Origin of the sequence: Microbacterium sp. J1-1 (genome assembly GCF_024498615.1) — a bacterium.
GTDB classification, from domain to species: Bacteria; Actinomycetota; Actinomycetes; order Actinomycetales; family Microbacteriaceae; genus Microbacterium; species Microbacterium aurugineum.
Genome location: NZ_CP089590.1, coordinates 820,833 through 846,098 on the forward strand (window position 1 = coordinate 820,833; position 25,266 = coordinate 846,098).

Consider the following 25,266-nt stretch of genomic DNA (forward strand, 5'->3'; position numbering starts at 1 on the left):
GCAATGCACAAGCGCATTCTCTCGGCCGTGGCGCTCGGCGCCGTGGCCACGCTCGCCCTCGCCGGCTGCGCCGGCGGCAGCGACACCGGTTCGGCCGACGGTGAGGGCAAGGAGCTCACCGTCTGGATCATGAAGGGCACCAACCCCGACGCGACCGCCTTCTACGACGACGTCTCGGCAGCCTTCGAGAAGGAGACCGGTGCGACGGTCAAGATCGAGGAGATCCAGTGGGCCGACGCTCACGATCGCTTCGTGACCTCCATCGCCGGTGGCACGACCCCCGACATCGCCGAGACCGGCACCACCTGGACCGCCGAGTTCGCCGACGCCGGAGCACTCCTCCCGATCGACGAGTACGTCGACGGTGAGAAGGACCTGCGCGGCGACCTGGTCGAGGGCCTCGAGGTCGCCGGCACCTACGACGGTGAGCTCTACGGCATGCCCTGGTACGCCGGCGTCCGCTCGCTCGTCTACCGCGCCGACGTGTTCGAGGAACTCGGTCTCGACGCTCCGAAGACGTGGGACGACATCGTCGCCGCGGGTGACGCGATCAAGGCGGCCAAGCCCGACATGCTGCCGTTCCCGGTTCCGGGTGACGCCGAGTTCCAGGTCTACCCCTGGGTCTGGGGTGCCGGCGGAGAGATCGCCACGAAGGACGGCGACACCTGGACGAGCGAGCTCGACAGCGCCGAGTCGCAGGCGGGCATCGAGTTCTACACGGGCCTGGCGACCGAGCACGGCTTCTCCTCCGCAGGTGCCACCACCTGGAAGGAGACCGACCTCCGCGACGCGTTCACGCAGGGCAACGTCGCCATGATGCTCTCCGGCTCCTGGACGCCGAACTCGCTCATCGAGGCGAACCCCGAGCTCGAAGGCAAGATCGGCGCCGCGGTCATCCCCGGCGAAGACGGCGGCATCGCCCCGTCCGTGCTGGGCGGATCGCACCTCTCGATCTTCAACACGACCAAGAACGCCGACCTGGCGTGGGAGTTCGTGAAGCTCGTCACCACCGGTGAGTTCGCCGAGCAGTGGTCGAACGAGACCGGCTACTTCCCGGGCGTGCAGTCCGCGATGGAGGAGGCCCTCTCCTCGACCGACCCGCTCGTCGCACCGTTCGCCGAGCAGATGGTCGACGGCGGCGCATCCGTGCCGGTCACCCCGAACTTCGGCGCCGTGCAGGCGAAGAAGACGACCAACTCCATGATCCAGGCCATCCTCAGCGGGCAGAAGGACGTCGCCACCGCGACGAAGGACGCCGCCGCCGAGATGACCGAACTGCTCAACCAGTAAGGAAGCATCCCTTCCATGTCGATGGTGCAAGCGCCACTGCCGGCCACGAAGGCGGAGTCCACCTCCGCCTCCGTGGCCGGCGGCCGGAAGCGACGCGGTCTCTCGATCGTCGCGGCCCGCCCCTGGCTCCTTCTCGCGCCCGGGCTGGCCATCCTCGCGGTGCTCATGCTCTGGCCGCTCGTCCAGGTGTTCATCTACTCGCTGCAGGACTACGGCCTGCGTGAGATCAACACCGGGGAGAACAACTGGATCGGCTTCGACAACTATGTCGAGGCGCTCACCAACCCGACTCTCTGGACGGTGGTGCTGCCCAACACGGTCGGGTTCGCCGCCGTCGCGGTGTTCGTCACCGTGGCCGTCGGCACGCTCGTGGCCCTGCTCCTGGCACGCCTCGGCACGACCTGGCGGGTCATCGTCTCCAGCTGCATCATGGTCGCGTGGGCGATGCCCGCCGTGACCGGCACGTACGTCTGGACCTTCATCTTCGATGCCGACCGCGGCATCTTCAACCAGGTCCTGATGGACCTCGGTCTCATGAGCGATCCGGTCAACTGGTTCACGAACCAGTGGTCGTTCTACGCCATCGTGCTCCTCAACGTGGTCCACCACGGCTTCCCGTTCGTGGCGATCACCGTGCTGGCCGGCCTCCTCGGCGTCTCGAAGGAGATGCTCGAAGCCGCAGCGCTCGACGGTGCGGGCGCCTGGCGCCGCTTCTGGAAGATCATCTTCCCGACGCTCAGGCCCGTGTTCTCGGTCGTGATCATCCTCTCGACCATCTGGGACTTCAAGGTCTTCGCACAGGTGTACCTGATGCCCGGCGGTGGGGGCGGCAACCGTCAGGTGCTGAACCTCGGTGTCTGGTCCTACGTCGAGTCCTTCGGACAGAACCGCTACGGATTCGGTGCCGCTCTCGCCGTGCTGCTCACCCTCGTGCTCATCGGCATCACGATCGTCTACATCCGCTCCCTCATGAAGGAGGACGAGCTGTGAACCCGCGTCCGAGGCTCCGCTCCCGCATCGGCACCGGCATCGCGGTCGCCGCGGTCCTGATCTTCACCCTGTTCCCCGTCTACTGGATGGTCTCCAGCGCCTTCGACGCCAAGGCCTCCAGCGGCGGGCAGTCGTTGGTCCCCCAGGAATTCACGTGGGACAACTTCGCCTTCGTCTTGACCGAGGGCGGCTTCGGCACCTACCTCCGCAACTCGGCGATCGTCGCGCTCGTCACCGTGCTCGTCAGTGCGCTCGTGTGTCTGCTCGCCGCGGTCGCGGTCGCGCGGTTCAAGTTCAAGTTCCGCACCATGATCCTGATGATGATCCTCATCGTGCAGATGGTGCCGCTCGAGGCGCTCGTCATCCCGCTCTTCCTTCAGGTCAAGAGCCTCGGTCTGCTCAACAGCATCCTCGGACTCATGGTCGTGTACGTCGCGCTGTCCCTCGCGTTCGGCATCTGGATGCTGCGCGGCTTCGTGGCCGCCGTCCCCGTCGAGCTCGAAGAGGCGGCGTACATCGACGGCGCGAGCTGGTGGCGGATGTTCCGTTCGGTGCTGCTGCCCCTGGTCATGCCCGGTCTCGTCGCGACGAGCATCTTCAGCTTCATCACCGCGTGGAACGAGTTCATCTTCGCGATGACGATCCTCGGCGCGCAGACCGACCAGTACACGGTCTCGATCGGTCTGAAGTCGTTCTTCGGCCTCTACTCCAACGACTGGGGCAGCATCATGGCGGCCTCGACCATCATCACGGTCCCGGTCATGATCTTCTTCGTCCTCGTGCAGCGCAAGCTCGCCTCGGGCATGGTCGCAGGAGCGGTGAAGGGATGACCGACGAGCTCGAGCGCCTCGCGAACGGTGTGCTGTGGCCGGGATTCTTCGGCACCGAAGCACCCGAGTGGTTGCGCCAGGAACTGCGCGACGGCCTGGCCGGCGTGGTGTACTTCGGCCAGAACGTCGGCGAAGGACTCCCGGCCTTGAGCGCCGAGATCCTCGACGCGAACCCGAACGCCCTGATCGGCATCGACGAAGAGGGCGGCAGCGTCACGCGCCTTGAATCCGCCACCGGCTCCACCGTGCCCGGAGCCGCTCAGCTCGGGCTCCTCGACGATCTGGTCGCCTCGGAGCGGACCGGCGCGGAACTCGCCCGGCGGGTCCGTGCTGTCGGTGCGAACGTCGTGCTCGGTCCGGTCGCCGACGTCAACACCGACCCTCGCAACCCGGTGATCGGTGTGCGCGCCTTCGGTGACGACGAGGCGCTCGTCTCACGTCACGTGGTCGCGACGATCGACGGCATCCAGGACTCCGCGGTCGCCGCGTGCGTGAAGCACTTCCCCGGCCACGGCGACACCCACCTCGACTCGCACCACTCCCTTCCCGAGATCACTCTCGACGTCGAGGAGTTCGAGCGGGTGCACCTGGAGCCGTTCCGCGCGGCGGTCGATGCCGGCGTCGATGCCGTGATGACCGCCCACATCGTGGTCCCGGCGTGGGGCGAGCAGCCCGCGACGCTCAACCCCCGCGTGCTCGGAAAGCTGCGCGACTGGGGCTATGACGGCGTCATCATCACGGATGCGCTGGACATGGCCGCCATCCGCGAGACGGTCGGACTCGGCGGGGGAGCGGCGCTCGCCCTCGCTGCCGGCGCCGACCTCCTCTGCATCGGTAACCCGACCAACCCGGGTGACGCAGCGCTTGTGGACCAGGACGAACGGGACTTCCACGCCGCCAGGGACGGGATCGTCGCCGCGTTGCGCGACGGCTCGCTCTCCCGTGCGCGCGTGGAAGAGGCGGCCGCTCGCGTCGCCGCACTCGCCACCAAGCTGCGCGCCGCCGCAGAGCTCGGGCACGACGACCCGGACGACTACGACGCCGCGGAGATCGTGCGTCGGACGGTGACGGTCTCCGGCGATGCCCCCGAGGCAGCCACGGCCCTCGCGGTCATCGACGCGCGCCGCCGGTCGACCCTCGCCGTCGACAGTGCGGGATCGTACGTGGCGAATGCCCTCGCCGCAGACGGACTCCGTGTGCGCCTGGACGTCGCGTCCGCCGACCTGCCGGAGCAGGACCGTGTGCTCGACGAGGTCACGGCGGCGCCCGGTACGACGGTGCTGCTGATCGACAGGCCGGACACGGATGCCGCGCAGCGCTCTCTCGTCGAGCGGGCGGCTGTCCGTGATCCCGGAGCGGTCGTCGTCAACGTCGGTCTTCCGACGCGGAGTCCCCTTCCGCTGCCCACCATCGAGGTCGCCGCTGCCAGTAGGCTCGGTGCGCAGATGGCGAGGGAAGCACTCCTGGGGCGCTTCGCCGTGACGCAGAGGATGAACAGCGCCGGCTGAGACAGGACCCCCATGGACGATGACGTTCTCGCTCGGGTGCGACGCTCCCTTCCGAAGGTGAGTGCCGCAGAGGCACGGGTTGCCGAGACGATCCTCGGAGACCCCACGCTCGTCGTGGACCTCGCGATCAACGATCTCGCCCAGCTCTGCCGCACGTCCCTGTCGACGGTCGCCCGCTATGCCCAATCCCTGGGCTACTCCGGGTATCGGGAACTCCGGGTCGCGGTCGCGCGTGCCATCACGCTCGCGCAGGCGCAGCAGGCGCGCTTCGGCCTGGACACCACGGCGATCGACCGGGAGGACGGGCCGACGGCCATCGCGGCCAAGCTCGCCGCGCAGGAGATCGACGCGATCGAGCAGACCGCGCTCGCCCTCGATGCCGATGCCCTCGACCGGGTCGCCCGCGCGGTGGTCGGTGCACGGCACATCGACCTCTTCGGGCAGGCGGCGTCGTCCCTGACGGCGCAGGACCTGCTGCTGAAGCTGTCTCGCATCGGATGCTCGGTCTCGCACTCCTCGGATCCGCATCTCGCGGTGACCGCCGCCGCCCTGCGCACCACCGGTGATGTGGCGATCGCGTTCTCGCACGGCGGCGAGACGGCCGAGACGATCCGTGCTCTCGACGTCGCGCGCGACGCCGGAGCCCTGGCGGTCGCGGTGACCAGCGTGGCCGATTCACCGGTGGCGCTCGCGGCGGATGTCGTGCTGCTCACGCACGCGCGGGAATCGCCGTTCCGGATGGCCGCGATGTCGAGCCGCATCGCCCAGCTCGCCCTGGTCGACGTGCTCTTCGTCCGCGTCGTGCAGCACAGCGGCGAACCGGTGGCCGTGTCGTTGCAGCGCACGCACGACGCGGTTCCGTCACGACGGAGGCCCTGAGGCCACTCTTCCCGGGCCGAGGGCGTGTCAGTCGACGTGGTCGCGGGTGCTGACGAGCGCGCGCGTCGCGATGCGGTGTCCGCGGGCGAGGCTTCCCGTGAGCGAGAGTCCGGTGAGGACGCCGGCCAGGAATCCGGCGGCGAAGGCATCCCCGGCACCGATCGTCTCGACGACGGGGGCGTCGAGCGCTTCACTCTCGGCACGTTCGGTGCCGTCGTAGGCGACGGCACCACCGGAGTCGGTGACCAGCAGGTACCGGGGCTCGGGGAAGAGCGCACGGAGTTTTTGCGGGTCACTGGTCCCGAACACCGCCTCGGCGTCGGGACGGGTGCAGAACACGATGTCGGCCCGGCGGGCGAAGTCCGACACGACCGCCTTCCCCTCCGCCACGCGGCCACGCCACAGCGCGGGCCGCCAGTTCAGGTCGAAGCTGAGCAGACTGTCGGGACGCCGGTCGGCGAACAGCGATTCCTGCGCCGCGAGTGCCGATGCGGACAGGGCCGGGGTGATTCCGGAGGTGTGCACGAGTGCCGCCTCGGCGAGGAGTGCGGAGGTACTCGGCTCGGCCAACGACTGCGGGGACATCGCCGAGGCCGCGGAACCCGACCGGTAGTAGTGCATGGTGCCGTCGACCGCGCCATCCGCTCGCGGGGCGAGCTCCTTCACATAGAGTCCGGTCGGCGCATCGGCGTCGACCTGCACCGCGGAATCGTCGACGCCGTGGGCGCGCAGCTCCGCCGTGAGGAAACGACCGAACCCGTCATCGCCGACGCGCGAGACGACGGCGGTGCGGATACCGGCGGATGCCAGAGCGATCGCGGTGTTCCACTCGGCTCCCGCGAGGGAACGGTGGAAGGTCCGGCAGTCCTCGAGCGGTCCCGCGGCGGCCGCGACGAGGGCGACCATGCCTTCTCCGAAGCAGACGGCGAGCGTGGGGGAGTCGGGCACGATCTGGACACTACCGGATCGACGCCGGTCGCGCCGATACCGGATTGCAACCTGGATGCGTTTGGTATCTGAGGATCCGCTGGGTACCGTCTAGTCATCACCGTCCCCGAGGCGAAGAGGCTTCGGGACGCGCAAAGAAGCGCCCGACAGGGAAGGTCACACAATGCACCAATCAGTCAAGCGTCGGCGAGGTCTCATCGCCGCAGCCGGAGCCACGATCGCCGCTCTCGCCCTCGCCGGGTGTGTCGCGAGCGAACGAGGAGATGACGGCGCCGAGGGCTCCGGCGACGTGGACGGGACGTTCGTCTTCGCGGCGTCCTCCGACCCGGCGAGCCTCGACCCCGCGTTCGCGCAGGACGGCGAGAGCTTCCGCGTCTCGCGACAGATCTTCGAGGGTCTCGTCGGCACCGAGCCCGGCACCGCCGACCCCGCGCCGCTCCTCGCCGAGAAGTGGGAGTCGTCCGAGGACGGCATGTCGCACACGTTCACGCTCAAGGAGAACGTGACCTTCCAGGACGGGACGCCGTTCAACGCCGAGGCCGTCTGCGCCAACTTCGACCGCTGGTTCAACTGGACGGGTCTGGCCGCGTCCGAGGCCTTCGGCTACTACTACAACAAGCTCTTCAAGGGGTACGCCTCCAACGCGGCGGATGCCGTCTACAAGTCGTGCACCCCAGACGGCGACTACTCGGTCACGGTCGACCTGAACAAGCCGTTCGCCGGCTTCGTCGCTTCCCTCTCGCTGCCCTCGTTCGCCATGCAGAGCCCGTCGGCCATGCAGGAGTTCGGCGCCGACGAGGTCAGCGGTTCCGCCGAGGCTCCGCAGCTGTCCGAGTACGCGATGGGACACCCGGTGGGCACCGGGCCGTACCAGTTCGAGGAGTGGGCACCGGGCGAGCAGGTCACGCTCAAGGCCTACGACGACTACTGGGGCGATGCCGGTCAGATCGACGAGATCATCTTCCGCACGATCGATGACCCGACCGCCCGCCGCCAGGCACTCGAGTCCGGCTCGATCGACGGCTACGACCTCGTCGGCCCCGCCGACACCAAGGCCCTCGCCGACGACGGGTTCACGATGGTCTCGCGCCCGCCGTTCACGATCCTGTACCTCGCGTTCAACCAGGCCGTCCCGGAGCTCCAGGACCCGAAGGTCCGTGAGGCGCTGTCGTACGCCGTCGACAAGGACGCCCTGATCAGCCAGGTGCTCCCCGAGGGCACGCAGAAGGCGATCGCGTTCGTCCCCGAGGTCGTCAACGGCTACAACCCGGACGTGACGACCTTCGACTACGACCCCGAGAAGGCCAAGTCGCTGCTGGCCGAGGCGGGCTACGACGAGGCGAACCCACTGAAGCTGACGTTCAACTACCCGGTCAACGTGTCGCGTCCCTACATGCCGGACCCCGAGCAGATCTACACGGTCCTGTCGTCGCAGCTCTCCGAAGTCGGCGTGGAGACCACCCCGGTCTCGGAGGAGTGGGTCGAGTACCTCGACCGCACCACCGGCACGGCGGACCACGGCATCCACCTGCTGGGCTGGACCGGTGACTACAACGACACCGACAACTTCGTCGGCGTCTTCTTCGGGCAGAAGAGCTCCGAGTGGGGCTTCGACAACCCGGAGCTGTTCCAGAAGCTGACGGAGGCGCGCGGCGTCTCCAACCTCGAGGAGCAGACCGCGCTGTACGAGGAGATCAACGAGATGGTCGCCACGTTCATCCCCGGTGTCCCGCTCGCGCACCCCGCGCCGACCCTGGCGTTCGACCCGCGCGTGGAGAGCTACCCGGCCAGCCCCGTGAACGACGAGGTCTTCACCGACATCGTCCTCACCAAGTAGGCCTGACCGTGTGATACGTCGAGCCCCGGTCCCGCGCACTCCGCGGGACCGGGGAGCGGCGTACCTTCCGATCGACGGAGATCTTCGTGCTGCGCACCATCGGCAGGCGACTGCTGTTCCTCATCCCCACCCTGTTCGGGCTCAGCATCCTGCTGTTCGCCTGGGTCAGGGCCCTTCCCGGCGGCCCCGCGGTCGCCCTCCTCGGCGAGAAGGCCACCCCCGAGGCCATCGCCAGGGTCAACGAGCTCTACGGCTTCGACGAGCCGATCATCCAGCAGTACTTCACCTGGATCGGCCGACTCCTGCAGGGCGACTTCGGAACGTCCATCCAGACGAACCGGCCGGTGACGGAGGAGTTCCTCCGCCGGTTCCCCGCGACGCTGGAGCTGAGCGTCATGGCGCTCATCTTCGCGGTCGGCATCGGTATCCCGCTGGGCTACTGGGCGGCCCGACGTCACGGCAAGTTCACCGACCACGCATCGGTCGTGCTGAGCCTCGTGGGCATCACGATCCCGGTGTTCTTCCTGGCGTTCATCCTGAAGTACGTGTTCGCCGTGCAACTGGGCTGGCTGCCGTCGGACGGACGACAGGATCCTCGAATAGACGCCACCCATCCCACGGGGTTCTATGTGTGGGACGGCATCATCACCGGTGAATTCGACGCCGCATGGGACGCGATCCTGCATCTGATCCTGCCGGCGCTCGCGCTCGGGACGATCCCGCTCGCGATCATCGTGCGCATCACCAGGGCGAGCGTCCTGGAAGTGCAGAACGCGGACTACGTGCGCACCGGCCGGGCGAAGGGGGTCGGTTCCCCGACGCTGCGCAACCGCTTCATCCTGCGCAACGCCATGCTCCCGGTGATCACCACGATCGGCTTGCAGACCGGACTCCTGATCTCCGGGGCGGTGCTCACCGAAACGGTGTTCGCCTTCCCCGGCATCGGCTCGTTCCTGGCGAGGGCGATCTTCACCAGGGACTTCCCGGTCCTTCAGGGTTTCATCATCTTCATCGCGATCGCGTACGCGCTGATCAACCTGGCGGTCGATGTCTCCTACAGCTTCATCGACCCGAGAGTGAGGGTGCAGTGATGTCCCTCTCCATCGTCCGAAAGGAGGCGGTCGCATGAGCATCCCTCTTCCGCCCGCCCAAGGGCCATCGGCAGAGAGCGGCGGCGGCATCGACACCGTCGCGATCGCGCAGGCCGACCTGAAGAAGAGCTCCGGCGGATTCTGGCAGGACGTGTTCCGTCGCCTCCGTCGCAATCCCACGGCCTGGATCGGCGCCGTCATCGTGCTGCTGTTCCTGCTCGTCGCCGCACTCGCCCCCTGGCTGGCTCCGTACCCGGAGACGGCGCTTCCCGGGGCGAAGTACATCACGCCGACCCACATCCCCGGTCCGGGGGAGCTGCCGGAGTTCCCGCTCGGCCTCGACCGCTTCGGTGGGGACGTGCTGTCGAAGCTGATCTGGGGCGCGCAGGCATCACTCCTGATCGGTGTCATCTCCACCGCGATGGGCCTTGTCGGCGGCATGATCCTCGGCCTCATCGCCGGGACGTTCGGCGGGTGGGTCGACACCCTGATCATGCGCGTGGTCGACATCATCCTCTCGGTGCCGAACCTGCTGCTCGCGGTGTCGATCGCCGCGATCCTCGGGCAGACCCCGTTCGCCGTGATGATCGCCATCGGTGCGTCCCAGGTGCCGATCTTCGCGCGGCTGCTCCGTGCGTCGATGCTGCAGCAGCGTTCGAGCGACTACGTCCTGTCGGCGCAGACGCTCGGCCTCGGCCGCGGCAAGATCACCATGTCGCACGTGCTCCCCAACGCCATCGGCCCCGTGATCGTGCAGGGGACGCTGACGCTCGCGACCGCCGTGATCGATGCGGCGGCGCTGTCGTTCCTCGGCCTCGGCGGCGGCGGCCCCGCGACGGCCGAGTGGGGGCGCATGCTCACCTACGCACAGTCCGAACTCGCGATCGCCCCGTGGCTCGCGTTCCTCCCCGGCATCTGCATCGCCGTCACCGCGCTCGGCTTCACCCTCCTCGGCGAGGCGTTGCGCGAGGCGATGGACCCGCGGACGAGGGCGCGATGAACGCGCGCGACGAAGGCGCGACGCGCGCCGTGAAGGAGAACCAGATGTCGACCGAGCCGTTGCTGTCGGTCCGAGGACTCGCCGTGGACTTCGCCACCATGGACGGGGTCGTGCACGCCGTCGAAGGTGTCGACCTCGAGATCCGTCCGGGCGAGACCGTCGCGATCGTGGGCGAGTCCGGTTCGGGCAAGTCGACCACCGCGATGGCGATCATCGGACTTCTCGCGGGTGGCGGGAAGGTGGCCTCCGGGAGCATCCGGCTCGATGGGAGGGACATCACCCACGCCTCCGAGAACGAGCTGCGCACGATCCGCGGCCGGGACATCGGTCTCGTCCCGCAGGATCCGATGTCGAACCTGAACCCGGTGGCCAAGATCGGCACGCAGGTCGCCGAGACGCTGCTCGCCCACGGTCTCGCGACGCGGCAGGATGTGCAGGCCAAGGTGGTGGAGGCACTCACGGCCGCGGGCCTTCCCGACCCCGAGCGGCGTGCGAAGCAGTACCCGCACGAGTTCTCCGGCGGCATGCGCCAGCGCGCGCTCATCGCGATCGGTCTGGCGTGCAAGCCGCGACTGCTGATCGCCGACGAGCCGACCAGCGCCCTGGATGTGACCGTGCAGCAGACCATCCTCGATCAGATCGGGCAGATGACCCGCGAGCTGGGAACGGCCGTGCTGCTCATCACCCACGACCTCGGGCTCGCCGCTGAGCGCGCGGAGCGCGTGATCGTGATGCACCGCGGCAAGGTCGTCGAGCAAGGAGCTGCGCGGCAGATCCTGGAGGATCCGCAGCATCCGTACACGCAGTCTCTGGTGAAGGCCGCTCCCTCGGTCGCCGCCGCCCGACTGCGGCCGGAGGCCTTCGGGGTGCAGGAGCGCACCGCAGAGACGGATGCCGCCGGGACCGTCCCCGCCGACAACATCGTCGAGATCGAGAACCTCACCAAGGTGTACCCGGTGCGGGGGCGTGGTGAGGACTTCGTGGCCGTCGACGACGTGTCGCTGGTCATCCCACGCGGGGAGACCGTCGCGATCGTGGGGGAGTCCGGCTCGGGGAAGACCACGACCGCGCGGATGCTGTTGAAGGTGATCGAGCCCACGAGCGGACTGATCCGCTACGAGGGCAAGGACATCTCGGCGCTCTCGCGGGCCGAGACGCGCGAGTTCCGTCAGCAGGTGCAGCCCATCTTCCAGGATCCGTACTCGAGCCTGAACCCGATGTTCACGATCGAGCGCCTGATCGCCGAACCGCTGGAGTTCTACAAGAGGGGCAGCGGAGCCGATCGACGCAAGCGCGTGCGGCAGCTTCTGGACGACGTGGCGCTGCCGCAGTCGATGCTGCGTCGCTACCCGTCCGAGCTGTCCGGAGGCCAGCGGCAGCGCGTCGCGATCGCGCGGGCCCTCGCGCTCTCTCCCGACGTGATCGTCTGCGACGAGCCGGTCTCGGCACTCGACGTGCTGGTGCAGGACCAGATCCTCACGCTGCTCGGCGACCTGCAACGGGAGTACGGACTGAGCTATCTGTTCATCTCCCACGACCTCGCCGTGGTGCGACTGATCAGCGACTACGTCTGCGTCATGAAGGACGGCAGGCTCGTCGAGGCGGCGACCTCGGAGGAGATCTTCACCAACCCGCGGGACCCGTACACGCGTCGACTGCTGGCCTCGATCCCCGGCAACGAGCTGAACATCGCGTCCTGAGAGCACCGGGCCAGGGCTCATACCGCAGCTTCCCACATTGGTCAAGGACTGCGCTTGCCATGTCGCACAATCGTGCGTATAGTTGGTAGTTGCGCTCGCTCCTCCCTGCCCTCATATGGTGGTCGGCATTTCGTTGAGTTCTCGAGCGCACACTCCACCTGACGACAAAGGAATCGAGAAGCCCTGCGGGGCTCACGGAGGTTATTCCCTTGGCTGCTGCTCGCAACGCATCCACATCCACCACCACCAAGAACGGACGCGGAGCTTCCCGTCTTTCGTTCGCCAAGATCTCCGACACGCTGACGGTCCCTGACCTTCTCGCTCTGCAGACCGAATCCTTCGGTTGGCTGGTCGGCAACGACGCCTGGAAGGCGCGCGTGGCCGAGGCCAAGAAGCAGGGGCGCACGGACGTCAACGAGAACAGCGGTCTGGGCGAGATCTTCGAGGAGATCTCCCCGATCGAGGACCTCGGCGAGACGATGCAGCTGTCGTTCACGAACCCCTACCTCGAGCCGGAGAAGTACTCGATCGAGGAGTGCAAGGAGCGTGGCAAGACCTACGCCGCTCCGCTGTACGTCGAGGCCGAGTTCATGAACCACCTCACGGGTGAGATCAAGACCCAGACGGTCTTCATGGGCGACTTCCCGCTGCAGACCGACAAGGGCACGTTCATCATCAACGGCTCCGAGCGCGTCGTCGTCTCGCAGCTGGTCCGCTCCCCGGGTGTCTACTTCGACAAGACCCCCGACAAGACGTCCGACAAGGACATCGTGTCGGCGCGCGTCATCCCGAGCCGTGGTGCATGGCTCGAGTTCGAGATCGACAAGCGCGACCAGGTCGGCGTGCGCGTCGACCGCAAGCGCAAGCAGTCGGTCACCGTCTTCCTCAAGGCGCTGGGCATGACCAGCGAGGAGATCCTCGCCGAGTTCGCCGGCTACACCTCGATCGAGGAGACGCTCGCGAAGGACACGATCGTCACGAAGGAAGATGCGCTCCGCGACATCTACCGCAAGCTCCGTCCGGGCGAGCAGGTCGCCGCCGAGGCCGCCCGCGCCCTCCTGGACAACTTCTACTTCAACCCGAAGCGCTACGACCTGGCCAAGGTCGGTCGTTACAAGATCAACCACAAGCTGGGCCTGGACCAGCCGCTGACCTCCTCGGTGCTCACCGTCGAGGACATCGTGGCCACGATCAAGTACCTCGTCCGCCTGCACGCGGGCACCGAGGAGACCTTCACGGGCATCCGCGGTGGCAAGAAGGCCGAGATCCGTCTCGCGACCGATGACATCGACAACTTCGGCAACCGTCGCATCCGCGCGGTCGGCGAGCTCATCCAGAACCAGGTCCGCACCGGTCTCTCCCGCATGGAGCGCGTCGTCCGCGAGCGCATGACCACGCAGGACATCGAGGCGATCACGCCGCAGACCCTGATCAACGTGCGCCCCGTCGTCGCCGCGATCAAGGAGTTCTTCGGAACGTCGCAGCTGTCGCAGTTCATGGACCAGAACAACCCGCTCGCAGGTCTGACGAACAAGCGTCGTCTCTCCGCGCTCGGACCCGGTGGTCTCTCGCGTGACCGCGCCGGCGTTGAGGTCCGTGACGTCCACCCCTCGCACTACGGCCGCATGTGCCCGATCGAGACTCCGGAAGGCCCGAACATCGGTCTGATCGGTGCGCTCGCGACCTTCGCGCGCATCAACTCGTTCGGTTTCATCGAGACCCCGTACCGCAAGGTCGTCGACGGCGTCGTGACCGAGCAGATCGACTACCTCACGGCTTCCGAAGAGGTCGACTTCAACATCGCGCAGGCGAACGCCCCGCTCGATGCCAAGGGTCGCTTCCTCGAGAGCCACGTCCTGGCCCGCCCCAAGGGCGGCAGCGGCGAGGTCGACATGTTCCTGCCGGAAGACATCGGCTACATCGACGTCTCCCCGCGCCAGATGGTGTCGGTCGCGACCTCGCTCGTGCCGTTCCTCGAGCACGACGACGCACAGCGCGCCCTCATGGGTGCCAACATGCAGCGTCAGGCCGTCCCGCTGCTGCGCAGCGACTCGCCGCTCGTCGGAACCGGTATGGAGGGCTACACGGCCATCGACGCCGGTGACGTCCTCACCGCCGAGAAGGCCGGTGTCGTCTCCGAGGTCTCCGCAGACCGCGTCGTCGTCATGCTCGACGAGGGCGGGACGCAGGAGTACCACCTCCGTAAGTTCGACCGCTCGAACCAGGGCACGTCGTACAACCAGAAGGTCGTCGTCAACGCCGGTGAGCGCGTCGAGGTCGGAGAGGTCATCGCCGATGGTCCCGCCACCGAGAACGGCGAGCTGGCCCTCGGGAAGAACCTCCTCGTCGCGTTCATGACGTGGGAGGGCTACAACTTCGAGGACGCGATCATCCTGAGCCAGGACCTGGTGAAGGACGACACCCTCTCCTCGATCCACATCGAGGAGTACGAGGTCGACGCGCGCGACACCAAGCTCGGCAAGGAGGAGATCACCCGTGACCTCCCCAACGTCAGCCCGGAGCTGCTGAAGGACCTCGACGAGCGCGGCATCATCCGCATCGGCGCCGAGGTGCGCCCCGGCGACATCCTCGTCGGCAAGGTCACGCCGAAGGGTGAGACCGAGCTGTCGGCTGAGGAGCGTCTGCTGCGCGCGATCTTCAACGAGAAGAGCCGCGAGGTCCGCGACACGTCCCTGAAGGTGCCTCACGGTGAGCAGGGAACCATCATCGCGGTCAAGGAGTTCAACGCCGAGGACGGCGACGACGAGCTCGGCTCCGGTGTCAACCGCCGCGTCGTGGTCTACATCGCCCAGAAGCGCAAGATCACCGAGGGTGACAAGCTCGCCGGCCGTCACGGCAACAAGGGTGTCATCGCGAAGATCCTCCCGATCGAGGACATGCCGTTCATGGCGGACGGCACCCCGGTCGACATCGTCCTGAACCCGCTCGGCATCCCGGGTCGAATGAACTTCGGTCAGGTGCTCGAGACCCACCTCGGGTGGATCGCGAAGCAGGGCTGGAAGGTCGAGGGCACCCCGGAGTGGGCCGTCCGTCTGCCGGAGGAGGCCTTCGAAGCTGCTCCCGGTACGAAGGTCGCCACCCCGGTGTTCGACGGTGCGAGCGAGGAGGAGATCGCTGGTCTCCTCGACGCGACGACCCCGACCCGCGACGGTGTGCGCCTGATCGACTCGAGCGGAAAGGCCCAGATGTTCGACGGCCGCTCCGGCGAGCCGTTCCCGGCCCCGATCTCCGTGGGCTACATGTACATCCTGAAGCTGCACCACCTGGTCGACGACAAGATCCACGCACGTTCCACGGGTCCGTACTCGATGATCACCCAGCAGCCGCTCGGTGGTAAGGCGCAGTTCGGTGGACAGCGCTTCGGTGAGATGGAGGTGTGGGCCCTCGAGGCCTACGGCGCCGCATACGCGCTCCAGGAGCTCCTCACGATCAAGTCCGACGACATCCTCGGCCGCGTCAAGGTGTACGAGGCGATCGTCAAGGGCGAGAACATCCAGGAGCCCGGCATCCCCGAGTCCTTCAAGGTGCTCATGAAAGAGATGCAGTCGCTCTGCCTGAACGTCGAGGTCCTCTCGGCCGACGGCACACTGGTGAACCTCCGCGACACCGACGATGAGGCGTTCCGCGCCGCGGAAGAGCTCGGTATCAACATCTCCAGCCGCTTCGAGGCCGCCTCGATCGACGAGATCTAATCCGCGGGTGTGCCCGGGGGTCCAACTCCCGGGCACACCGAAGCAGACTTCTCAAACAGAATTTCCGACACAGGAGAACTAGTGCTCGAGTCCACAACTTTCGACGAGCTTCGCATCGGCCTGGCCACCGCAGAGAACATCCGCGCGTGGTCCTACGGTGAGGTCAAGAAGCCCGAAACCATCAACTACCGCACTCTGAAGCCGGAGAAGGATGGTCTCTTCGGAGAGCAGATCTTCGGCCCGTCCCGCGACTGGGAGTGCGCCTGCGGCAAGTACAAGCGCGTCCGCTTCAAGGGCATCGTCTGCGAGCGCTGCGGCGTGGAGGTCACCAAGAGCTCCGTCCGTCGTGAGCGCATGGGGCACATCGAGCTCGCTGCTCCGGTCACCCACATCTGGTACTTCAAGGGCGTGCCCTCGCGCCTCGGGTACCTGCTCGACATGGCACCGAAGGACCTCGAGAAGGTCATCTACTTCGCCGCCTACATGGTCATCTCGGTCGACGAGGAAGCTCGTCACCGCGACCTGGGCACGCAGGAGAACAACATCCGCCTCGAGCTGAAGACGCTCGGCGACCGTCGCGACGCCAAGATCGCGGAGCGCCTGGCCAAGCTGGAGGAGGAGCTCGCCGCTCTCGAGGCAGAGGGTGCCAAGGCCGACGCCAAGAAGAAGGTCAAGGACGCCGCCGAGAAGGAGATGTCGCTCATCCGCAAGGGTGCAGACGACGCGATCCTGAAGCTGGAGCGCGTGTGGGAGGACTTCCGTACCCTCGAGGTCGGTGCCCTGCGCCCGGAGGACGACGTCTTCCACGAGCTGCAGGACCGCTTCGGTCAGTACTTCGAGGCCTACATGGGCGCCGAGTCGATCCAGCGTCGCCTCGCGGCGTTCGACCTCGTCGCCGAGGCGGAGAACCTGCGTCTGCAGATCTCCGAGGGCAAGGGTCAGCGCAAGATCCGTGCGATCAAGCGCCTCAAGGTCGTCAGCTCGTTCCTCGAGACCGGCATGAGCCCGGCCGCGATGGTCCTCGACGTCGTCCCGGTGATCCCGCCGGAGCTGCGCCCGATGGTCCAGCTCGACGGTGGCCGCTTCGCGACTTCCGACCTGAACGACCTCTACCGTCGTGTGATCAACCGCAACAACCGTCTTCGTCGTCTGATCGACCTCGGTGCCCCCGAGATCATCGTCAACAACGAGAAGCGCATGCTGCAGGAGGCCGTCGACGCCCTGTTCGACAACGGTCGCCGCGGTCGTCCCGTCACCGGTACGGGTAACCGTGCCCTGAAGTCCCTCAGCGACATGCTGAAGGGTAAGCAGGGTCGTTTCCGTCAGAACCTGCTCGGAAAGCGTGTCGACTACTCCGGCCGTTCGGTCATCATCGTCGGCCCGCAGCTGAAGCTGCACCAGTGCGGTCTGCCCAAGCAGATGGCGCTGGAGCTCTTCAAGCCGTTCGTCATCAAGCGCCTGATCGATCTCGGTCACTCGCAGAACATCAAGGCTGCCAAGCGCGCCGTCGAGCGCACCCGTCCCGAGGTCTGGGACGTGCTCGAAGAGATCATCCGCGAGCGTCCGGTGCTGCTCAACCGTGCACCCACCCTGCACCGCCTGGGTATCCAGGCGTTCGAGCCGCAGCTCGTCGAGGGTAAGGCCATCCAGCTGCACCCGCTCGTCTGCGCGGCGTTCAACGCCGACTTCGACGGTGACCAGATGGCTGTGCACCTGCCCCTGTCGGTCGAGGCTCAGGCCGAGGCCCGCGTGCTGATGCTCGCGTCGAACAACATCCTGAAGCCGTCCGACGGTCGTCCGGTCACCCTGCCTTCGCAGGACATGATCATCGGTCTGCACCACCTGACCACGGTCAGGGAGGGTGCGGTCGGTGAGGGTCGTGCGTTCGGTTCGGTGGGCGAGGCGATCCTGGCCAAGGACGAGGGCACCCTCGACCTGCAGGCGAAGATCCGCATCCGCATCCCCGGTCTGACCTTCCTCGAGGGCGAAGCTCCCGAGGGCTACGAGCGTCACGGTCTCGTCGACGCTTCGCTGGGTCAGGCGATCTTCAACGACACGCTTCCCAAGGGCTACCCGTTCGTTCGCGAGCAGGCCGACAAGAACAAGCTGTCGCAGATCGTCAACAAGCTGGCCGAGGAGTACCCGAAGGTCGAGACGGCCGCGTCGCTGGACCGCATCAAGGACGCCGGTTTCTACTGGGCCACGCGTTCCGGTGTGACCGTCGCCCTGAGCGACATCCTCACGCCGCCGAACAAGGGCGAGATCGTCGCCGGCTACGAGAAGCAGGCCGCGAAGGTTCAGTCGCAGTACGAGAAGGGTCTGACGACCGACTCCGAGCGTCGCCAGGAGCTCATCAAGATCTGGACCGAGGCAACCGACGAGGTCCAGGCCGCGATGCGGGCGAACTTCCCGGAGGACAACACCATCAACCGCATGGTGTCCTCGGGCGCTCGTGGTAACTGGCTGCAGATCCGGAACATCGCCGGTATGCGTGGTCTGGTGAACAACCCCAAGGGTGAGATCATCCCGCGTCCGATCATCTCCTCGTACCGCGAGGGCCTGTCGGTGGCGGAGTACTTCATCGCGACGCACGGTACCCGTAAGGGTCTGGCCGACACCGCTCTGCGTACCGCCGACTCGGGTTACCTGACCCGTCGTCTGGTGGACGTCTCGCAGGACGTCATCATCCGCGAAGAGGACTGTGGCACGTCGAAGGGCCTCGAGCTCCCGATCGCCGCTCCGAACTCGCAGGGTGAGCTCGTGCGCGACGCCAACGTCGAGAACTCGGTGTTCGCTCGTACGCTGGCCTCCGATGTCGTGAGCGCGTCGGGCGAGGTGCTCGCCGCTGCCGGTGACGACGTGGGTGACGTGCTGATCGACAAGCTCGTCGGTCTCGGTGTCGAGAGCATCAAGGTGCGCTCGGTCCTGACCTGCGACTCCGCTGTCGGTGTCTGCGCGCAGTGCTACGGCCGTTCGCTCGCGACCGGCAAGACCGTCGACATCGGCGAGGCCGTCGGCATCATCGCGGCCCAGTCGATCGGTGAGCCCGGTACCCAGCTGACGATGCGTACCTTCCACACGGGTGGTTCGGCATCGGCGGACGACATCACGCAGGGTCTTCCCCGTGTGCAGGAGCTCTTCGAGGCGCGTACCCCCAAGGGTGCGTCCCCGATCGCCGAGGCCGATGGCCGCATCACGATCGACGAGACCGACAAGGGCAAGAAGGTCATCCTCACGCCCGACAGCGGCGACGAGCCCGTGGTCTACCCCGTGCTGAAGCGTGCGACGCTTCTCGTCGAGGACGGCCAGCACGTCACCGTCGGTCAGCCCCTGCAGGTCGGCACGCTCGACCCCAAGGAGATCATGCGCGTCATGGGTGCTCGCGAGGTGCAGCGTTACCTCGTCGGCGGCGTCCAGGGCGTGTACCGCTCGCAGGGTGTGCCGATCCACGACAAGCACATCGAGGTCATCGTCCGTCAGATGCTCCGCAAGGTCACCGTCGTCGATCACGCCGACACGACCCTGCTCCCGGGTGAGATGGTCGACCTCAAGCGCTACCAGTCGATCAACCGCGAGGCTGTGTCCGAGGGCAAGCGCCCCGCGTCCGGCCGTCCGGAGCTGATGGGTATCACGAAGGCGTCGCTCGCGACCGAGTCGTGGCTGTCGGCCGCCTCCTTCCAGGAGACGACCCGCGTGCTCACCGAGGCTGCGATGCAGGGCAAGCGCGACCCGCTGGTCGGTCTCAAGGAGAACGTCATCATCGGAAAGCTCATCCCTGCCGGAACCGGTCTCTCGAAGTACCGCGACGTCACGGTCGAGGCCACCGAGGAAGCCAAGAGCGAGCGCTACCCGAACCGGATCTTCGCATCCGACGGTGCGTACGCTGACGGCGACTTCGGCTACGTCGACTTCGACGCGTTCTCGACGGACGACATCACGCCCGGTACTTACAACTGAGTGAGTGCTGAGTGAGAAGGCCCCAGGCGATTCGCCTGGGGCCTTCTTCGTGTCCGGGATGGGCGCAGGGCCGCGTCACGCGTGCTGAAGCGCGCACGTCTGTAGGAGTTCGCACGTGCTGAAGCGCGCACGTCTGAAGGAGTTCTCGCGTTCTGAAGGAGAGCATCCCCGAAAGGCTCCTTCTTTTCGAGAGAACTCCTTCAGAGTTGACGGCGTTCCCCGTGCGACCCGCGGCGCGATAGTGTCGGCGGGTGAGCAACGACACTACTTCTGCCGTTTCCGTGGTCGTGATCGGCGACGCTTTGATCGACGAGATCCGGGACGATGCCGGGGTACGAGAGCTCGTCGGCGGTGCGGCACTCAATGTCGCTGTCGGTCTCCGACGTCTCGGCGTGCCGACGACGCTGATCGCGATGGTGGGCGACGACGAGGCCGGTGGGCACATCCGTGAGTACTTGTCCGACCACGGCGTGCGTCTGATCGCGAGTGAGGCTCCGCTCGGCTCGTCCCGGGCGATCGTGCAGCGGGCGGCGAACGGCGAGCCGCAGTACGTCTTCAATGAGGCCGCGCAGAAGCGCAGTGTCCGCTACTCCGACGAGACGCGTCAGGCGATTGCCGAAGCCGGTCTCGTCGCGATCAGCTGTTTCCCTTTCGATGTGCCGACCGAGGTCGATGCGCTCGTCGACGCCCTGGGTGACGCACGCGTGGCGGTCGATCCCAACCCGCGAACGGGCATGCTCAGCGACCGGGAGGAGTTCGTCCGCGGGTTCGAGCGCCTCGCTGCTTCGGCGGCCATCGTCAAGGTCGGAGCAGATGACGCGGCGATCCTCTACGACGGTGACCTCGACGCGTTGCGCGCGCGTTTGCGGGGGCTCGGCGCTGCGGCCGTCCTTGCGACCGCGGGTGCCGACGGCGCGACGATCGATGCGGATGCCGGCATCATCTCCGCGCCGATCGCGCAGCTTCCCGGTGCCGTGATCGACACCGTCGGTGCGGGAGACGCGACTCTCGCCGCGGTGTCGGAAGGCCTGGTCGCGGCGTCTCCGTCAGACGTGGGGGAGTGGGGTTCGTTGCTGCGGCGAGCCATGGATGTCGCTGCCGCGACCTGTCGCGCCGAGGGCGGTCTGCTGCGGACGCCCGAGTCGCTCGCAGATGCCGGACGCGGTGTGAACGGCAGCTGACCGTTCGATTTCTTGCACCCGCCTCGGGCGGGTATGCTTGTCTCTCGTGCCCCCGGTTGGCTGTTCAAGTCGGACGGGTGCGCTCTGGCGAGTTACCCAAGCGGCCAAAGGGATCTGACTGTAAATCAGACTGCTCTGCATTCGGGGGTTCGAATCCCTCACTCGCCACCAAACCACCACCTCCGCGCTATCGATCGCGAACAGAAATGCCTCCGGCCCCGGAGGCATTTCGCATTTCAGGCCTGCGGAGCCCCTCTCTCGGTCGCGAGGTGAAGAATCACCGAACTCCTCGAGAACAGACACTGCCGCCAATGCCGGGTGCCTCGGCGCGGCACCAGTAACGTGGTGTGCTTGAGACAAGCCGGGGTCCCGGTACACAGCCAAGAGGATACATACACAATGAACGCATCTCGTTCCGTCACCGCCGCTTCCATCGCGCTGCTCGCGCTCCTGTTCACCGGCTGTGCCGCGGGAGCCTCCGACTCGGGCAGTGACGCGAAGCCGGAGTCGGCGGACAAGCCGGCCGCGACGCAGACCAAGGAAGAGGCCTGCGACATCATGGTCACGAGCCTCTCGGACCTGCAGTCGCTTTCGTCGGTCGACACGTCGGACCCGAACGCTGCACTGGCCGCCTTCAAGGAGGCTCAGGGCAAGGTGGACGATGCGGCGAAGCAGGTATCGAACGACGAGGTGAAGCCCTCCGCCGACGATTCCGCAGCCGCGCTGAAGGGGTACGTCGACTTCCTCGACCAGGCGAGTTCCGACCCGGCGAACGTGGACGTCTCGAAGATGAGCGAGCACGTGCAGGCGCTCACCGACAGCATCACCGAGCTCTCCACGGTCTGCTCCTGACCGTCCGGGCCGAGAAGGGGATCCTCACGGATACGCGTGACACCGGAGCCCCTTCTCGGCCACACTGAGTTCCATGGGATCAGCGTTGACCACCATCGGACTGCCCGTCGCCCTCGGCATCATCATGCTGGGGCTCGGGCTCAGCCTCACCCTCGCCGACTTCGCGCGGGTGCTGAAGCAGCCGAAGGCGGTGATCATCGCCCTGCTGTGTCAGCTGGTGCTGCTGCCGGCCATCTGCTTCGGCCTCGTCCTCGCGTTCCAGCTGCCACCGATCCTCGCTGTCGGCATGATGATGCTGGCGGCGTCGCCGGGCGGGACCACGGCGAACCTCTACAGTCATCTGTTCCGCGGTGACATCGCCCTGAACATCTCGCTGACCGCCGTGAACTCTGTGATCGCCGTGATCACCCTCCCGATCATCACGAACTTCGCGATCGCGTACTTCCAGCCGTTCGACGACCGACTGGGGCTGCAGTGGTCGAAGGCGCTCGAAGTGTTCGCGATCGTGCTCTTGCCCGTGGCTCTCGGCATGATCGTGCGACGTTTCTGGCCGAAGTTCGCCGGCGGCATGGACAAGCCGGTGCGCATCGCCTCCGTCGTGATCCTGGTCGTCGTGATCGCGGGCGCCGTGGCATCGAACTGGACCCTCCTCGTCTCGAACTTCACCCAGCTCGCCCTGATCACCGTGCTGTTCTGCTTGATCAGCCTCACGGTCGGCTTCTTCGTCCCGCGGATGCTCCGCGTGGGGAAGCGCCAGGCGATCGCGACGTCGTTCGAGATCGGCATCCACAACGCCACGCTGGCGATCGTGATCGCTCAGTCGGTGGTCGGATCGGTGGAGCTGAGCCTTCCCGCCGCGGTGTACGGAGTGCTGATGTTCTTCATCGCGTTCGGCTTCGGGTTCCTGATCCGAGACCGTCACGCGGTCCCCGCCCCGGTGGCGCCTTCGCCCTGAGAGGGCTTGACCTCGAACGCACGCCTGGTTTAGCATCTGATAAATCGATTTAACAGCGGCCCGAGGTGATCTGGTCGCCACACGACGGAGTGAGGTGAACGCGATGGGCAGAGCGCGGATCTCTGATGTCGCCGCTGCAGCCGGCGTGTCGGTCACCACTGTGTCGCTCGTGCTGAACGATGCCGAGTCGCGCATCTCCGAGCAGACCCGCATCCGTGTCCGTGCGGCTGCGGAGGCCGTCGGCTACGCCCCCAGCGCCGTTGCCCGCGGGCTCCGCACGCAACGCACCCGCATCGTGGGACTCCTGTCCGACCAGATCGCGACGACCCCGTTCGCGGGCCGCATGCTTGCCGGCGCACAGGACGCCGCGCGCGAGCATGATCACCTCCTGCTCTTCATCGACACCGGCGGCGACGCAGACATCGAAGCGGATGCCCTCCGCGCCTTGGCGGCACAGCAGGTCGACGGCATGATCTACGCCTGCATGTGGCACCGCGCGGTCGACGTCCCCGCCGGGCTCCCTCGAGGCTCGGTGCTGCTCGACTGCTACCCCGAGGGTGGCGGCTTCCGCAGCGTCGTGCCCGATGACCGCGTGGGCGGTGCGGCCGCGGTGCGAGAGCTGCTCGCCGCCGGACACCGCCGCATCGCGTACCTCGACACCGACGACCCCGAGCCCATCGCCTCGCGACTGCGTCACGAGGGCTACCTCGAAGCGCTGGCCGAGGCGGGCATCGAGGCCGATCCCGCGCTCCATGTGACGGGGGAGACGTCCGCGCAGGGCGGGCGTGCGGCAGCCGAGCGGTTGCTCGATCTGCCCGAGGACCAGCGTCCGACCGGCATCTTCTGCTTCAACGACCGGATGGCGATCGGCGTCTACGCCGCGGCACACCATCGCGGCCTCGAAATCCCGCGCGACCTCTCGGTCGTCGGCTACGACGATCAGCAGTTGGTCGCCGCAGAAATGGATCCACCTCTCACCACCATCGCTCTGCCCCACTACGAGATGGGTCGCTGGGCGATGGAGGTCGCGCTCGGCGTCCGCGCAGAGGGGGATGAGGACGCCTCGCACCGAATGGACTGTCCCGTCATCCGACGGGATTCCGTGGGCCCGCCGCCGGCGCATGTCGCCAAACAGAACCGACGACGGGCTTCACACACAACCGAAGGGCCGCGCTCGGCGGCTCCCGATCAGGTGCCCGACGTGGGCGTCAGGCACCAAGAATAGGAAACCACAATGACGCGCAGAACGTCGCCGATCTTCGTGGCGGCCGGGTTGGTGACAGCCCTCGCCCTCACAGGATGTGGACAAGCAGGTCAAGGCAACACGACCGGAGAAGACGGTCGAACGCAGCTCACGATGTGGACGCACTCGGCGGGGAACGCCGCGGAGCTCGCTGTCTACGAGAAGATCATCACCGATTTCAACGCCTCGCAGGACGAGTACGAAGTCGTGCACGAGTCCTTCCCGCAAGGGGCCTACAACGACGCGATCGTCGCTGCGGCGGCCTCGGGAGACCTTCCCTGCCTGCTTGACCTCGATGGGCCGATCATGCCCAACTGGGCGTGGGCGGAGTACCTCCAGCCGTTGGAGATCTCGACCGAGATCACCGACAAGCTCCTCCCGACGGCGGTGGGCGTGTGGGACGGCGAGATCTACTCGGCCGGCTACTGGGATGCGGCGCTGTCGATCTTCGCGCGCAAGTCGGTGCTCGATGCCAACGGCATCCGCATCCCCTCGACGGACCAGCCGTGGACGGCCTCCGAGTTCGATGCCGCGCTGTCGACGCTGCAGGACGCCGGCTACGACACCCCCATCGACATCGGTGCGGAAGACACCGGCGAGTGGTGGCCGTACGCATACTCCCCGCTGCTGCAGAGCTTCGGCGGCGATCTGATCGACCGCGACACGATGCTCACCGCGGACGGCGCGCTGAACGGCGACGCCGCCGTGGAGTGGGGCACCTGGTTCCAGAACCTCTTCGCCGAGGGCTACGCGAGCAACGCGGGCACGATCGGCAACCAGGAGTTCGTCGACGATGAGGTGGCGCTCAGCTACACCGGAGTGTGGAACGCGCTGGCATCCGTCGAAGCGATCGGCGATGATCTCCTGATCCTGCCGCCGCCCGACTTCGGCAACGGCCCGAAGATCGGTGGCGGGTCGTGGCAGTGGGCGATCTCTTCGGGCTGCAACGACGCCGATGGCGCCCGGCAGTACCTCGAGTTCAGCTTCAACGACGAGTACATCACCGAGTTCGCCGACAACCAGATCGTCATCCCGGCGACGGAAGCCGCTGCGCAGGCGTCGGAGTACTTCGGCGATGACGGTGTGCTGCGCCCGTTCGTGGAGCTGTCGCAGAAGTACGCCGTGCTGCGGCCGGAGACTCCCGCCTACGCCGTGATCTCGACCACGTTCGAGACGGCGGCGAAGAACATCATGAGCGGCGCCGACGTCACGGCGACCCTCGACCAGGCCGTCGCGGACATCGATGCCAACATCGCGTCCAACGACGGGTACGGATTCCAGTAGACGGTGAC

17 protein-coding genes and 1 tRNA gene are annotated in these 25,266 nt (G+C 66.9%); 17 read left to right on the top strand and 1 reads right to left on the bottom strand.

Features of this window, described 5'->3' with window-relative positions; translation table 11 throughout:
* The first annotated feature begins 3 nt into the window (after positions 1–3).
* Genes LRQ07_RS03890 through LRQ07_RS03910 form a run of 5 tightly spaced genes read left to right on the top strand, consistent with a single transcriptional unit; the run spans position 4 to position 5,497 of the window.
* The gene (locus LRQ07_RS03890) at positions 4–1,290 is read left to right on the top strand and encodes a sugar ABC transporter substrate-binding protein (protein WP_232762495.1); all 1,287 of its coding nucleotides are present in this window, start codon (positions 4–6) and stop codon (positions 1,288–1,290) included.
* Between the two features lie 15 nt (positions 1,291–1,305).
* Positions 1,306–2,280: a carbohydrate ABC transporter permease gene (locus LRQ07_RS03895; protein WP_047520770.1), complete on the top strand. Its 975-nt coding sequence runs from the start codon at positions 1,306–1,308 to the stop codon at positions 2,278–2,280.
* Positions 2,277–3,110, top strand: coding sequence for a carbohydrate ABC transporter permease (locus tag LRQ07_RS03900; protein ID WP_047520772.1), 834 nt, complete (start codon positions 2,277–2,279; stop codon positions 3,108–3,110). The genes LRQ07_RS03895 and LRQ07_RS03900 overlap by 4 nt, the downstream gene beginning before the upstream one ends.
* Positions 3,107–4,618, top strand: a complete 1,512-nt coding sequence (locus LRQ07_RS03905) for a glycoside hydrolase family 3 N-terminal domain-containing protein (protein ID WP_256535888.1) — start codon at positions 3,107–3,109, stop codon at positions 4,616–4,618. Before LRQ07_RS03900 ends, LRQ07_RS03905 begins: the two co-directional genes overlap by 4 nt.
* 12 nt (positions 4,619–4,630) lie before the next feature.
* Positions 4,631–5,497 (top strand): MurR/RpiR family transcriptional regulator, encoded by an 867-nt coding sequence (locus tag LRQ07_RS03910; protein WP_131491791.1) that lies wholly within the window; start codon positions 4,631–4,633, stop codon positions 5,495–5,497.
* 27 nt (positions 5,498–5,524) lie between these two features.
* Here the strand turns inward: LRQ07_RS03910 and LRQ07_RS03915 are convergent, their stop codons facing one another.
* On the bottom strand, positions 5,525–6,445 hold the full coding sequence (locus tag LRQ07_RS03915; protein ID WP_256535889.1) for a sugar kinase: 921 nt from the start codon (positions 6,443–6,445) through the stop codon (positions 5,525–5,527).
* A 163-nt stretch (positions 6,446–6,608) separates the two neighbouring features.
* On the opposite strand from LRQ07_RS03915, the gene LRQ07_RS03920 reads away from it, so the two are divergent.
* From LRQ07_RS03920 to LRQ07_RS03975, 12 genes are all read left to right on the top strand, one after another.
* Positions 6,609–8,282: an ABC transporter substrate-binding protein gene (locus tag LRQ07_RS03920; protein WP_256535890.1), complete on the top strand. Its 1,674-nt coding sequence runs from the start codon at positions 6,609–6,611 to the stop codon at positions 8,280–8,282.
* 86 nt (positions 8,283–8,368) lie between these two features.
* A complete protein-coding gene (locus LRQ07_RS03925; protein WP_047520782.1) occupies positions 8,369–9,373 on the top strand; it encodes an ABC transporter permease in 1,005 nt (334 codons plus the stop codon).
* A gap of 34 nt (positions 9,374–9,407) precedes the next feature.
* Entirely contained in the window at positions 9,408–10,373 is a 966-nt protein-coding gene (locus LRQ07_RS03930; RefSeq protein WP_256535891.1) for an ABC transporter permease, read from the top strand.
* Positions 10,370–12,073 carry an ABC transporter ATP-binding protein gene (locus LRQ07_RS03935; protein WP_256535892.1) on the top strand — a complete coding sequence of 568 codons (1,704 nt, stop codon included), beginning with the start codon at positions 10,370–10,372 and terminating at the stop codon, positions 12,071–12,073. Before LRQ07_RS03930 ends, LRQ07_RS03935 begins: the two co-directional genes overlap by 4 nt.
* 209 nt (positions 12,074–12,282) lie before the next feature.
* Positions 12,283–15,786, top strand: a complete 3,504-nt coding sequence (locus LRQ07_RS03940; protein WP_256535893.1) for a DNA-directed RNA polymerase subunit beta — start codon at positions 12,283–12,285, stop codon at positions 15,784–15,786.
* A gap of 81 nt (positions 15,787–15,867) precedes the next feature.
* The gene (gene rpoC, locus LRQ07_RS03945) at positions 15,868–19,743 is read left to right on the top strand and encodes a DNA-directed RNA polymerase subunit beta' (RefSeq protein WP_047520787.1); all 3,876 of its coding nucleotides are present in this window, start codon (positions 15,868–15,870) and stop codon (positions 19,741–19,743) included.
* 251 nt (positions 19,744–19,994) lie between these two features.
* Complete coding sequence (locus tag LRQ07_RS03950) at positions 19,995–20,924, top strand: PfkB family carbohydrate kinase (protein ID WP_256535894.1); 930 nt, start codon at positions 19,995–19,997, stop codon at positions 20,922–20,924.
* Positions 20,925–21,010: 86 nt separating this feature from the next.
* A tRNA-Tyr gene (locus LRQ07_RS03955) sits at positions 21,011–21,095 on the top strand.
* A 228-nt stretch (positions 21,096–21,323) separates the two neighbouring features.
* On the top strand, positions 21,324–21,776 hold the full coding sequence (locus LRQ07_RS03960) for a hypothetical protein (RefSeq protein ID WP_256535895.1): 453 nt from the start codon (positions 21,324–21,326) through the stop codon (positions 21,774–21,776).
* 73 nt (positions 21,777–21,849) lie between these two features.
* A complete protein-coding gene (locus LRQ07_RS03965; protein WP_256535896.1) occupies positions 21,850–22,731 on the top strand; it encodes a bile acid:sodium symporter family protein in 882 nt (293 codons plus the stop codon).
* A 103-nt stretch (positions 22,732–22,834) separates the two neighbouring features.
* Positions 22,835–23,956 carry a LacI family DNA-binding transcriptional regulator gene (locus LRQ07_RS03970; RefSeq protein WP_081996922.1) on the top strand — a complete coding sequence of 374 codons (1,122 nt, stop codon included), beginning with the start codon at positions 22,835–22,837 and terminating at the stop codon, positions 23,954–23,956.
* A gap of 9 nt (positions 23,957–23,965) precedes the next feature.
* Positions 23,966–25,258 carry an extracellular solute-binding protein gene (locus LRQ07_RS03975; RefSeq protein WP_047520795.1) on the top strand — a complete coding sequence of 431 codons (1,293 nt, stop codon included), beginning with the start codon at positions 23,966–23,968 and terminating at the stop codon, positions 25,256–25,258.
* Positions 25,259–25,266: the final 8 nt, after the last annotated feature.